Annotated in this window: 12 protein-coding genes; 6 read left to right on the plus strand and 6 right to left on the minus strand. The window is 58.3% G+C overall.

The annotated features are described in order from the left end of the window. Positions 1-10: 10 nt before the first annotated feature. From BUC24_RS03930 to BUC24_RS03950, 5 genes are all read left to right on the plus strand, one after another. Positions 11-1,396, plus strand: coding sequence for a replicative DNA helicase (locus BUC24_RS03930; RefSeq protein WP_073212808.1), 1,386 nt, complete (start codon positions 11-13; stop codon positions 1,394-1,396). Between the two features lie 65 nt (positions 1,397-1,461). Then, on the plus strand, positions 1,462-2,088 hold the full coding sequence (locus BUC24_RS03935) for a DUF47 domain-containing protein (protein ID WP_018059505.1): 627 nt from the start codon (positions 1,462-1,464) through the stop codon (positions 2,086-2,088). A 12-nt stretch (positions 2,089-2,100) separates the two neighbouring features. Next, positions 2,101-3,111, plus strand: coding sequence for an inorganic phosphate transporter (locus BUC24_RS03940; protein WP_073212809.1), 1,011 nt, complete (start codon positions 2,101-2,103; stop codon positions 3,109-3,111). A gap of 377 nt (positions 3,112-3,488) precedes the next feature. Further along, complete coding sequence (locus tag BUC24_RS03945) at positions 3,489-4,121, plus strand: GNAT family N-acetyltransferase (protein WP_073212810.1); 633 nt, start codon at positions 3,489-3,491, stop codon at positions 4,119-4,121. After that, positions 4,122-4,616 (plus strand): hydrolase, encoded by a 495-nt coding sequence (locus BUC24_RS03950; protein ID WP_073212811.1) that lies wholly within the window; start codon positions 4,122-4,124, stop codon positions 4,614-4,616. It begins immediately after the preceding gene. A gap of 1 nt (position 4,617) precedes the next feature. On the opposite strand, the gene BUC24_RS03955 is transcribed toward BUC24_RS03950, so the two are convergent. From BUC24_RS03955 to BUC24_RS03965, 4 genes are all read right to left on the minus strand, one after another. Continuing rightward, positions 4,618-5,118, minus strand: coding sequence for a hypothetical protein (locus BUC24_RS03955; RefSeq protein WP_143167377.1), 501 nt, complete (start codon positions 5,116-5,118; stop codon positions 4,618-4,620). 72 nt (positions 5,119-5,190) lie between these two features. Continuing rightward, positions 5,191-5,415 carry a hypothetical protein gene (locus BUC24_RS26540; RefSeq protein ID WP_143167378.1) on the minus strand — a complete coding sequence of 75 codons (225 nt, stop codon included), beginning with the start codon at positions 5,413-5,415 and terminating at the stop codon, positions 5,191-5,193. Positions 5,416-5,613: 198 nt separating this feature from the next. After that, complete coding sequence (locus BUC24_RS03960) at positions 5,614-7,422, minus strand: GspE/PulE family protein (RefSeq protein WP_083598694.1); 1,809 nt, start codon at positions 7,420-7,422, stop codon at positions 5,614-5,616. 63 nt (positions 7,423-7,485) lie between these two features. Continuing rightward, positions 7,486-7,893 carry a hypothetical protein gene (locus BUC24_RS03965; protein WP_073214765.1) on the minus strand — a complete coding sequence of 136 codons (408 nt, stop codon included), beginning with the start codon at positions 7,891-7,893 and terminating at the stop codon, positions 7,486-7,488. A 466-nt stretch (positions 7,894-8,359) separates the two neighbouring features. Between BUC24_RS03965 and BUC24_RS03970 the strand changes: the two genes are divergently transcribed. Then, a complete protein-coding gene (locus tag BUC24_RS03970) occupies positions 8,360-9,655 on the plus strand; it encodes an NRAMP family divalent metal transporter (RefSeq protein ID WP_073212813.1) in 1,296 nt (431 codons plus the stop codon). A gap of 388 nt (positions 9,656-10,043) precedes the next feature. Here the strand turns inward: BUC24_RS03970 and BUC24_RS03980 are convergent, their stop codons facing one another. After that, a complete protein-coding gene (locus BUC24_RS03980) occupies positions 10,044-11,789 on the minus strand; it encodes a PhoH family protein (protein WP_073212815.1) in 1,746 nt (581 codons plus the stop codon). A gap of 174 nt (positions 11,790-11,963) precedes the next feature. Then, the gene (locus tag BUC24_RS03985; RefSeq protein ID WP_267873467.1) at positions 11,964-12,434 is read right to left on the minus strand and encodes a peroxiredoxin; all 471 of its coding nucleotides are present in this window, start codon (positions 12,432-12,434) and stop codon (positions 11,964-11,966) included. Positions 12,435-12,458: the final 24 nt, after the last annotated feature.

Below are 12,458 nucleotides of genomic sequence, written 5' to 3' on the forward strand. Positions count from 1 at the left end.
AATTCGCGCCATGAACGCACCATCCGATCCGCAGCTCGACGCACTCCGTATCCCGCCCCATTCCATCGAAGCAGAACAATCTGTGATCGGTGGTTTGCTGCGCGATAACGCCGCGTTCGACCGTATTGCCGACATGATGCATGCGGACGACTTTTACCGTTACGACCACCGCATCATCTTCGAGCAGATCGTCAAGTTGATCAACGGCTCGCGTCCGGCCGACGTGATTACCGTGTTCGAGGCGCTGACCAACATCGGCAAGGCCGATGACGTGGGCGGCTTGATGTACCTGAATGCGATGGCGCAAAACACGCCGTCCGCCGCCAACATTCGCCGTTACGCCGAGATCGTGCGTGACCGCGGCGTGCTGCGCAAACTGATCACCGTGGCCGACGAGATTTCGGGCCAGGCATTCAACCCGCAGGGCAAAGAAGTCAAGCAGATGCTGGACGAAGCCGAGTCGAAGATTTTCGCCATTGCCGAGCAGGGCGCGCGCGGCTCGCAAGGCTGGGTTGCGGTGCAGCCGCTGCTGACCCAAGTGGTCGAGCGGATCGATGAGCTCTACAGCCGCGACAACCAGAGTGAAATCACGGGCGTGCCGACCGGCTTCATCGACCTGGACCGCATGACGTCCGGTCTGCAGCCAGGCGACCTGGTGATTGTGGCCGGTCGTCCGTCGATGGGCAAGACCGCCTTCTCGGTCAACATCGGCGAAAACGTCGCCATTGAAGCCGGCTTGCCAGTGGCCGTGTTCTCGATGGAGATGGGCGGCGCCCAGCTGGCCATGCGTATGCTCGGTTCCGTCGGCCAGCTCGACCAGCACCGTCTGCGTACCGGCCGCCTCAATGATGAGGATTGGCCGCGCCTGACGCACGCCATCCAGAAAATGAATGAAGCGCAGCTCTACATCGACGAGACGCCTGCGCTGAACCCGATCGAACTGCGGGCGCGCTCGCGCCGCCTGTCGCGCCAGTGCGGCAAGCTCGGTCTGATCATCGTCGACTACTTGCAGCTGATGACCGGCAGCCAGCCTGGCGACAACCGCGCCTCGGAGATTTCCGAGATTTCGCGTAGTCTCAAAGGCCTGGCCAAGGAATTGCATTGCCCGGTCATCGCCTTGTCCCAGCTGAACCGCTCGCTGGAACAGCGTCCGAACAAACGTCCCGTCATGTCCGATTTGCGCGAATCAGGCGCAATCGAGCAGGATGCGGACGTCATCATCTTCCTGTATCGCGATGAGGTCTACAACCCGGATTCGCCCGACAAGGGCACGGCGGAGATCATCATCGGCAAACAGCGTAACGGTCCGATTGGCGCAGTTCGGCTGACCTGGATCGGGCAGTACACGAAGTTCGGCAACTACAGCGGTAATCTCGCCCTGTATCAGGGCGACTAACTCAGATGCCGCCAGCACGCGCGGCAAAACATCAGCAGTATCAATACGCTTTAACGGAGAAAGCCATGTTTGGACGTTTGATGCCCACCGAGGGCAAATTCTTTGACCTGTTCAACCAGCACGCCGATCTGTGCGTGAAGGGCGCGCACGAAATGGTTGGCCTGATGACCAACTTCGACGATCTGGAAATGCGTACCCACGCCATCGAAAGCATCGAAAAGCAGGCCGACAAGATCACCTACGCCACCGTCGACATGCTGCACAAGACCTTCATCACGCCGATCGACCGCGACGACATCCACAAGCTGATCACTCGCATGGATGACATCCTCGACCTGATGGAAGACGCGGCCCAGACCGTGTCGCTGTACGACCTGAAGGCCGTCACGCCGGAAGCGAAGCGTCTGGCCGAGCTGTGCCTGGCCTGCTGCGAAAAAGTGCAGGCCGCCGTGGCGCTGCTGCACAATATGGACAACTCGCAAAAAATCGTCGCCATCTGCGAAGAAATCGACCGTCTGGAATCGGACGCCGATCACGTGATGCGCGCTGCCATGTCCAAGCTGTTCCGCGACGAGCCGGACGTGCGTAACCTGATCAAGCTGAAGGCCATCTACGAAATCCTCGAAACGGTCACCGACCGTTGCGAAGACGTGGCCAACATCATCGAAGGCATCATCGTCGAAAACGCATAAGCAGAGCACCTGATGAATAATGTAGAAATCAGTATTTATGTGCTCGGCCTGTTGATTGCGCTGGCGCTGCTGTTCGACTTCATGAACGGCTTCCACGACGCAGCCAATGCGATTGCGACCGTGGTCTCGACCGGCGTACTCAAGCCGCAGACCGCTGTGGCCATGGCCGCGTTCTTCAACTTCGTGGCAATCTTTGTGGTCGGGCTGAAGGTGGCCAGCGCGATCGGCAAAGGCACCATTCACCCGGAAGTGATTGACCAGTACGTGATCTTTGGCGCGCTGGTGGGCGCCATTGTGTGGAACCTGATCACCTGGTACTACGGCATTCCGTCGTCCTCGTCGCATGCACTGATCGGCGGCCTCGTTGGCGCAGCAGTTGCCAAGGCAGGTACGGGCGCGCTGATTGCCGGTGGCCTGATCAAGACCATTATCTTCATCATCGTGGCACCGCTGCTTGGCTTTGTGCTGGGGTCGATCATGATGCTCATTGTGTCGTGGCTGTTCGTGCGCTCCACGCCGCGCAAAGTCGATACCTGGTTCCGTCGCCTGCAACTGGCCTCGGCGGCCGGCTACAGCCTCGGTCACGGCGGTAACGATGCGCAGAAAACGCTGGGCATCATCTGGATGCTGATGATCGCTTCCGGCCACCTGAGCAAGGATTCGGCTTCGCCACCGCAGTGGGCCATCGTTGCCTGCTACGCGGCCATCAGCTTCGGTACGCTGTTTGGTGGCTGGCGCATCGTCAAGACCATGGGCCAGAAAATCACCAAGCTCAAACCGGTGGGCGGCTTCTGCGCTGAAACCGGCGGCGCGATCACGCTGATCCTGTCGAGTTTCTGGGGTGTGCCCGTGTCGACCACGCATACCATCACCGGTGCCATCGTTGGCGTAGGTTCGGCGCAAAAAGCGTCGGCTGTGCGCTGGGGCGTGGCCGGTAACATCGTCTGGGCATGGATTCTGACGATTCCAGCATCGGCGTTTGTGGCGGCCGTGGCTTGGTACGTGGGCACCAAGGTCCTGTAAGCGAAATCGATTTAAATGAAAAGCCGTTCAGCGTTTGCGTTGAGCGGCTTTTTTTTCATCTACCACGTCGCCCTCGCGAAGGCGGGGGCCCATTCCACGTCACCGAAGTTGTTCATCGTGGTATAGGCACCCGCCTGCGCGAGTGCGATGTGAGGTACTTGACCTTTTTTTGAACTGACCATGACCGTTGACCTCAACCTCCTCGAACGCTGGCTGACCGCATGGAGCTTGTCGCGCTTGAGCGGCCTTTTTCTCACCCCCACATCGCCCTCGCGGAGGCGGGGGCCAATACCACGTCACCGAAGTTGTTCAGCGTGGTTTGGGCACCCGCCTGCGCGAGTGCGATGTGAGGTACTTCATCTTTCTTTGAACCGACCATGACCGTGGACCTGAACCTTCTTGAACGCTGGCTGACCGCCTGGAGCCTCTCACGCGGTCTGCCTTTGCCCGTCCACGAAAGTGGCGGCCTGGCCGTCGACGTTGGCTGGCCGGACCAATTGCGACGCCACGTTTTTCTGGACGCGGGACCGGCGATGCAAGCCTGCGCAGCCGCCATTCGCGCCCCATTCACGCATATCAAAGCGCCGGTGCTGCCTGAGCAAATGCAAGCTTCTCTGCCCCCAGGCTGGGTAGTCGAGGAGTTGCGTTATCTGATGGCCTGCAATGGCCCGATGACCGCAACCGCAACACCAGAGGGCTACACGGTCAGCACAGGCAAGGACAACGGCGCCCGCTTCATCAATCTGTGCACCGCCGATGGCACGATTGCCGCGAGCGGCCGCGTGGTCCTGCACGGCGCCACCGCCGTGTTCGACAGGATCGAGACCCATGAACAGCACCGCCGCAAAGGTCTGGCCAGTGCGGTCATGCTGGAGCTCGACGCACTCGCGCGCCAGGCCTGCGTATCGGAACGCTTGCTGGTGGCAACCGAGGCAGGGCGTCCCTTGTATCTGGCGCTTGGCTGGCACTTGTTGGCGCCGTACTCCACCTTCATTTATATGGGAACATAAATGTTTGTCGCCCATCTTCCCGCCGGTTATCTGACCGCGAGCTACCTTCACCGGCGCTTTTCTCAAGCAGGCGCGACGCTACGCTTGTTCATCATCGCCTCGATGTTCGGCGCCATCGCACCCGATCTCGACCTGTTCTATTTCTTTCTGATTGATCACCGGCGCACCCCGCATCACTTGTACTGGCCACACTTTCCGATTGTGTGGATAGCGCTGGTCGCAGCATCGATGGCATGGTTTCAATGGGCGCGCCGCAAACGCACCGTCGCACTGTCCTTAATTTTTTGCGTGAGTGGTGTCGGGCATTTGCTGCTCGATACCATCGTTGGTGACATTCATTGGGGCGCCCCGTTTGTCTACGGTCCGTTTTCTCTGTTCACGGTAGAGGCGATCTACAAGCCGTGGTGGCTGAACTTCTTTCTACATTGGTCGTTCGGGTTTGAGCTGCTCTTGCTAGGGTGGGCGATTTGGGTATCTCGCCGCGGCGGGTGTTAGTTCAAGGCCGATTATGAAGTCGCACAAGATTGCTTCTGAGAATAGTCAGAATAAATTGAGGCCCGGTGATGATAGTTTGATTTCCGTCCCGCTGAATCGATACTGCAGACTCGTCCCAGCGGAGAAAACGTGGCAGCTTTTGCTGATAGAAGATCGTGCTGTCGTATCTAGCGAGTTCACGATAATGCATGTTTTGCAGTTGATTCTCCAATACGTTTATCGTGTTTGATTGCTGCGCTTCCACTGTAAATTGCACGGGCAAAGCAAGTGCGACCGAAACTAACGTGCCGGTCGCGACCGCGACTAGCACCAAATTTACGGCCTTGATCGGTTGACCTGATATCCCAAGAAAGCCAAAAACAGTAATGCAGGCAAGCGCGTATGTTATCAACCATGATTCAAATTGCGACCAAGATTGGAAGAGCAAGGCATACCGCCAAACGGGACGGTGATACTTTATTGGCGAGACGATAAGCCTGGATTGGATCTGCATCGAGTTCATTTTCGGATCTCTTCCTCTTAAGCAGGACGGTGGTGGTGACCACTGTCCTGATCTCATTGAGAGTGTCGGAGCTTACGTTTCGTCGCTGAAGATGTAATAGGCAGCCACTCCGAAGGCTACACCACCGACGAAGGCGCCGACTGGTCCTGCGGCCGCTCCAAGGGTTGCGCCAAGACGAACAGCACCAAAATAACCACCTAGAGATGCGCCACCCGAGGTCATGATAAGACGGTTAAGGGTTTTGGTGGACCCGCCTGATACTTGGTTGATCTCTTCAAACGATAAAGTTTCCATCATTTTCTCCAGTGTTGGCCTGCCTAAGGGGAGCCTTGTTCAATTAGCGCAGAACTCCAGCGCTGGAAACTATCGTATCGTTTTGGTTTTTAATAGATTAGAAAAATATCAATGCGTGCCCGAATGAAAATATAATAAGGCGCAATCAATCTAACGTTCTGGGCGAGTCGCCTCTCCAAATCCCATACCTGACTGCAGAAACTACTTCATGCAGACTTGTCTGACCGTGCGGAGGTCGGTTAATCCTTGTAATACCTTTTCGATGCCATCCATCTTGAGAGTGAGCATGCCCTCGTCGAGCGCGGCGGCAAGCAGTGTGGTTACGCGCGCGCGTTCCTGCAGAAGTTCCTTGATGCGTTCGCTGCCGATCATCAGTTCATGCAAGCCGAGCCGGCCGTTGTAGCCTTTATTGCACTCCCCGCAGCCTTGCGCACGGTATAGCGTGAAGCGGCCGTCGCTACTCGCGTAGCGTGCCGCCCATCGAGCCAATATAGCGTGACGACCAGCATGGCGATCCTGTGTGAAAGCAAGCGTATTGCCGAGTTCCGCGCAATATTCATCCAGTATTTGCTGCATCTCATCGTCGCCCGGGTGATAGGCCATTCTGCAGCGCGTGCATAGCCGGCGCGCCAGCCGCTGTGCCAGGATGCCAAGCAGCGCGTCGGCAAAATTGAACGGGTCCATGCCCATATCCAGCAGACGCACGATCGACTCCGGCGCGCTGTTGGTGTGCAGGGTGGCCAGCACCAGATGGCCGGTGAGCGAGGCTTCGATACCGATGGCAACGGTTTCGCGGTCGCGCATTTCGCCCACCATGATGACGTCCGGATCGGCGCGCAGGAAAGCGCGCATGACGGTTGCAAAATCGAGGCCGGCCTTCTTGTTGACCTGCACCTGGCGCAGACCCTTTTGGGTAATTTCCACGGGGTCCTCGGCAGTCCAGATCTTGGTGTCTGGTTTGTTCAGGTGGGCAAGCAGAGAGTGCAGGCTGGTGGTCTTGCCCGAGCCCGTAGGGCCGCAGACAAAGAACAAGCCGTACGGTTTTTCGATCGCACGCTGTAGCCGGGTGAAGTTGAGCGGTGACAGTTCCAGCCTTTCGAGCGGGATGGCATCGCTGGCGGCAAGAATGCGCATCACAATATCTTCCACACCGCCAGTGGAAGGCAGGGTGGCCACCCGCAGTTCGATGTCGAGCGGGCCGTACTTGTTGAACTTGATTTTGCCGTCCTGCGGTTTGCGCCGCTCGGAAGTGTCCAGGTCGCACATGATTTTGACCCGTGAGACCAGAGCGTCGCGATAAGCCGCGGCAATGTCGATGTAGGGCATCATGGCCCCGTCCTTGCGGAAACGAATCGCGGTGCGGCCGTCGCCTGGCAGTGGCTCGATATGGATGTCCGACACACCCTGGCGGTAGGCGTCCATGATGACTTTATTCACCAGACGCACCAGTTCGGTTTCCACTGCTTCGGACACCTTGGCTTCGACTTCGCTGCCTTCCTGGCTGTCCATGCCTGACAACAGCTCGCGCAAGGAACTGCCGTCGCTGCGGTAAGTCGTACCAAAGTACTGATCGACCGTATGTTTGAACTCGAGGCTGGTCGTGACGCAGTAGCGGATCTGGGACTTGGGAAAAACCTGATTGACGATGCGGCTTGCCTTCACGCGTTCGGGGTCGGTGGCCAGGATCAGCAAGCCATTCTTGTCTTCGTCTAGCGGCAGCCATTGCTTGTCTTCCACATATTGCGCCTTGAGGTGCTTAAGCAGCAGGGCGGGCTTGATCCGTTCGGGCCGGTACGGTTCGTACGGCACGCCAAAGTGGCGGGAAAGTGCCGTGCCGATCACTTGCGGGCGGAGGCGAAACTCGCGCATCAGTACGTCTTCAATCTCGCTCAGTTCGGCACGTGCCATGCGGACGGCGCGCTCAAGATCGGCGCAAGAAAGTGCGGCTTCCAGCACCAGGGTATCGTACTTCCCATGCGAGGGCACGAGCGCGTTCGTCGTCAATGTCATTACGACATGATCGGATGGCGCTGCCTAAAGCCCCTTGATGTGGCTCACCTGAACAGGCGGAGCTTAACCCTGTCCCAGCAGGTCGTGTGCATCGAGGATGGCATACACAATGTGGGGTTGCTGATCGAGACAGCGGCGAATTGCTGCCGGCACTTTTTCGCGCGTTTTGCGGCACAGGCCGGGCTGTTCGGCCAGCTGGATGGTCAGGCCGCGCACCGTGCGCACGCCGCGGATGCTGGGAATGATGCGTAGCGTGATGCCGAGCTGGTCGTACATCAGTTTGCTGACGTGCTGCAGTTGCTCGTAGCTGTCGATCCGTTCGATGCGTTCCAGGAGTTTCTTTTCCTGTTCGCGGGTCAGCATCAGCACGCGCGCGTCGGCACCGGCCACCTCCAGTAATTGCTCGCGATTGCACACGCACAAGCCTGGCGGGCATTCAACGCGGATCGGGAAGGGGAGCTCTTGCAGCATGGGCAAAATCAGGTGGATGAAAAATCCGAACGGATCGTCAGGGTAGCGCTGCTGCGCCATCCCTGTCAACGTGGCGCCGGCAAGCAAGCAGCAAAACTTAAGAGGTACTTATGAGCAATTTTATTTGTTGACTAAATCATTCAATTTCGCTTATCTTCCACCTGTTTTCCATTTCCGGAGTCCCTCATGGGTACTTGTTCGAGTGACAGTTGTAGCCAGCCCAGCTCTGGCACCGCCTCGGCAAGATAACGCAGCTTCCCCTGCCGTCATCTTGCTGTAAGCGGATGATGGCGTCTGATGCGGGATCGTCTCGCATCACCCATCGACCTTCCTGTTGTTGCCTGATCCGACCAGCGGTCGCGCGTGTTCGTCTGCACGCCTGGCGTTCCTTGCCGCCAGTCTGGCCAGCGCAGCAGCGCCGTGTTCATACGCCACATCGTGGGCGTTTTACGTCGTTGGATGAATCATGTTTCAAACCTACTTTACCGGTACAGCGCCGGCACGCGCCGTCGCTTCCTCCTGGCTCAAGAAACTCGGCCCCGGCCTGATCACGGGCGCCGCCGACGATGACCCCAGCGGCATTGCCACCTACTCTCAGGCGGGCGCGCAATTTGGTCTACATATGCTGTGGACCATTCTGTTTACGTATCCTTTGATGGTGGGCATACAGGTGGTGAGCGCGCAAATTGGGCGTGTCAGTGGGAAGGGGCTTGCCGGCAATATCCGCGAGCATTTCCCCGCCTGGCTAGTGCGCACCGTCGTGGCCTTGCTACTGGTGGCCAACACCATCAACATCGCTGCCGACGTCTCGGCCATGGGCGAGGCGGCCAGCTTGATCGTCGGCGGCTCCTCGCGCTGGTACGCCGCCGTGTTTGGCGTGATTTCGCTGTTGTTGCAGGTATTCATCCCTTACACCCGCTATGTGCGCTTCTTGAAATGGCTGACCCTGGCGCTGCTGGCTTATGTAGCGGCGGTGTTCACGCTCAATGTGCCGTGGCTGCAAGTCGCGCGGGCCACCTTTATTCCCCACCTGGAATGGTCGCCTGTTTACATCACCACCATCGTGGCGGTGTTCGGCACCACCATCAGCCCTTATCTGTTCTTCTGGCAGGCCTCGCAAGAGGTGGAGGAGCTCGAAGCCTGCCCCAAGTCGCACGCACTGCGCGAGGCGCCGGAGCAGGCACGTGCGCACTTTCACCGCATCAAGGTTGACACCGCAATCGGCATGGGGTTTTCGAATCTGGTCGCCTTTTTCATTATCCTGACCACGGCTGTGACGCTGCATTTGCACGGGATAACGGCGATTGAAACCTCGGCGCAGGCTGCGGCGGCCCTGCGGCCTCTGGCAGGCGAGTTTGCTTTCATCCTGTTCAGTGCAGGCATTATCGGCACCGGCATGCTGGCCGTACCGGTACTGGCAGGGTCGGCAGCGTATGCCGTGGCGGGCGCGATGGCGTGGGAAAAAGGACTTGAAAAAACTGCCTCGCAAGCGCGGGGGTTTTACGGCATTATTGCCGTCTCCACGATCGTCGGCATCGTGCTGGGATTCACGCCGATTGATCCGATTAAGGCGCTTTACTGGAGCGCAGTCATCAATGGGGTGATTTCGGTGCCGATCATGGTTGTCATGATGGTGATGGCGGGACGTTCGGCGATTATGGGGCCTTTCGTGATCGGACGCAGACTGCGCCTTCTGGGCTGGGGTGCAACGGCCGCTATGGCGATGGCAGTGCTGGCAATGTTCGTGACGATGGCCGTCTGAATGCTGCCGCGATGTTGATTAAGGGATCGTTATGCAAATGTTTAATAGAGAGAAGTGGTCCGCACCCGTGGTCTTGTTTTGTGCCGTCGCTGCAGTGCTGCTGATCACATCGGGAATCATCTTTCTTCGGCGCGATGAACTGAGCGATCAGGACGCATGTACGCAAACTTGCGCCTTCGAAAAAAAGATGGGGCGGCTTGAGTATGTCAGCTCCGCCGAGCAGACCGCGGGTATGCGAAGCAGAGGACGCCAGATATGCCGGTGCCAATAACGTCTAGCCGCCAGCATCCGTGAGCTGAGAAGGCGCCATGCCCATCGGTGGCGGCAATCGACGAAAAAAAACCTGCGCACCGTAAGGCCCGCAGGTTTTTTCTTGAGTACGATTCGCTTACAGCACTTCGCTCGCGTGATCGGCCAGACGCGAACGTTCGCCACGCGCCAGCGTCACGTGCCCGCTGTGCGACCAGCCCTTGAAGCGGTCGACCACGTAGGTCAGGCCGCTCGAGCCCTCGGTCAGATAGGGTGTGTCGATCTGCGCGATATTGCCCAGGCACAGAATCTTGGTGCCGGGACCGGCCCGCGTGACCAGGGTCTTGATCTGCTTGGGCGTTAAGTTCTGCGCTTCGTCGATGATCAGGAACTTGTTCACGAAGGTACGGCCGCGCATGAAGTTGAGCGACTTGATCTTGATGCGTGAACGGATCAGGTCCTGCGTTGCCGCGCGGCCCCACTCGCCACCGTCGGAATCGGACTTGTTGAGCACTTCGAGGTTGTCGTCGAAGGCGCCCATCCATGGCGACATTTTTTCTTCCTCAGTACCTGGCAGGAAGCCGATGTCTTCGCCCACCGGCACCGTTACACGGGTGACGATGATTTCGTTGTACAGCTTGGTCTCAAGCACTTGCGCGAGACCGGCCGCCAGGGCCAGCAGGGTCTTGCCGGTACCAGCTTGACCGAGCAGGGTGACGAAGTCGCATTCCGGATTCATCAACAGGTTCAGCGCGAAGTTCTGCTCGCGGTTGCGCGCGGTAACGCCCCACACATTGTTCTTGGTGTGGCTAAAGTCGCGCAAGGTCTTGATGACCGCGGTCTTGCCGTTGAGCTGGGTGACCTGGCCGTAGAAAGGCGCTTCGCCGTTCTTCGGTTCCAGATACACGAACTGGTTTACCAGCAAGGTCAGCATGGTGGGACCGGTGACGCGGTAGAAGGTCGAGGAATAGCCGTTTTTGCTTTCCTGCCAGGACTCCATGTCCTTGCCGTTCTTGTTCCAGAAGTCGTCCGGCAGCTGGACAATGCCCGAGTACAGCAGATCGGTGTCTTCCAGCACATGGTCGTTGAAGTAATCTTCAGCCGGCAAGCCCAGCGCGCGCGCCTTGATGCGCATGTTGATGTCCTTGGACACCAGCACGATCGCGCGCCCCGGCATTTCCGCTTCCAGGTTGCGTACCACGCCCAGGATCTGATTGTCGGCCTTGCCTTGCGGCAGACCTTCCGGCAGGGTCGGGCCATTTTGCAGACGCGTCTGGAAGAACAGGCGCCCCTTGGCATCCTTGTTCCCCAGCTTGGACAGCAAGATGCCGTTTTCGATGGCGCCGTCGTCAATGGTGCCGACCAGCGCGTCGAGCGAACGCGACACCTGGCGTGCATTGCGCGCCACTTCGGACATGCCTTTTTTGTGATCGTCGAGCTCTTCCAGCGTCATCATCGGCAGATACACATCGTGTTCCTCGAAGCGGAACAAAGACGATGGATCATGCATCAAAACGTTGGTATCGAGGACGAACATCTTGGTCATGCCCGACTGGTCCGCATTGCGGCTAGCCTTCGACTTGACCTGCATTTCAACTGGCTTGTGCTTGACCGGGTGCGGCGCTTCGGCGTGCTGTTTTTCCTTGCCGCGTGCAGCTGGTTTGGCCACGGGCGCTGGCGCCTCGACTGGCGCAACGGCAGGGGCGGTTTTTGCTTTGGCGGTCTTGGCCGTCACTTTTGGCGCCGGCACATCGCTCACGGCCGCCAGGGTGGGTTTTGCGGGCGGCACAGCCTGCACCACAGGCTTGTTCTTGATGTCCGCTTTTGGATAATCTTTTGCCAGCAGCAGGGCGGCCGGCTTGGTAGGGAGTTTTGGCAGTGGCATCAGGGTCTCAATCTAAAAAATGCTGGGAAGGTAGCCAGGCGAGGGCGGCTTTGATAGGTAGCTGGGCGGGCCCGGCATGATGTCCGGACCGGCTGCTGCCAGATTGAAGTGATGCAGTAAAGCGAACTGTTTGACTCAAAATGGACGGGTTTCGATCTAAGAAAGCAGGGTTGATCAAGGCTGGGACTGGATAAATTCCAGCACTTCCTCCGCGTGATTAGGAACTTTCACGCCTCTCCATTCTTTCACCAATTTGCCATCAGCGTCAACGATAAACGTACTGCGCTCCACCCCGCGAACTTGCTTACCATACATGTTTTTCATCTTCATGACACCGAACTGCGCACACACCGCTTCTTCGGGATCTGAAATGAGTTCGAAGGGCAGGCCGAGCTTGGACTTGAAGCCGTCATGCGAACGCAGCGAGTCTCGGCTGATGCCGTAAATCTCGGTATGGGCCGCTTGAAATTGCGGGTAGAGCTCGCGGAAGGCAATGCTTTCAGTGGTGCAGCCAGGCGTATTGTCCTTGGGGTAGAAATACAGGACGGTGTAGCGCGCCGGGCGGCCGGAGAGCTGGAAGGGCGCGCCGCCGGTCATGCTGGCGGTAAAGTCGGTCAGGGGTGCTGCAGTTGGGCGATCAGCCACAGGGTCTCTCCGGTAGAGGGGGAG

This window comes from Massilia sp. CF038, from assembly GCF_900129765.1.
Lineage (GTDB): Bacteria > Pseudomonadota > Gammaproteobacteria > Burkholderiales > Burkholderiaceae_D > Telluria_A.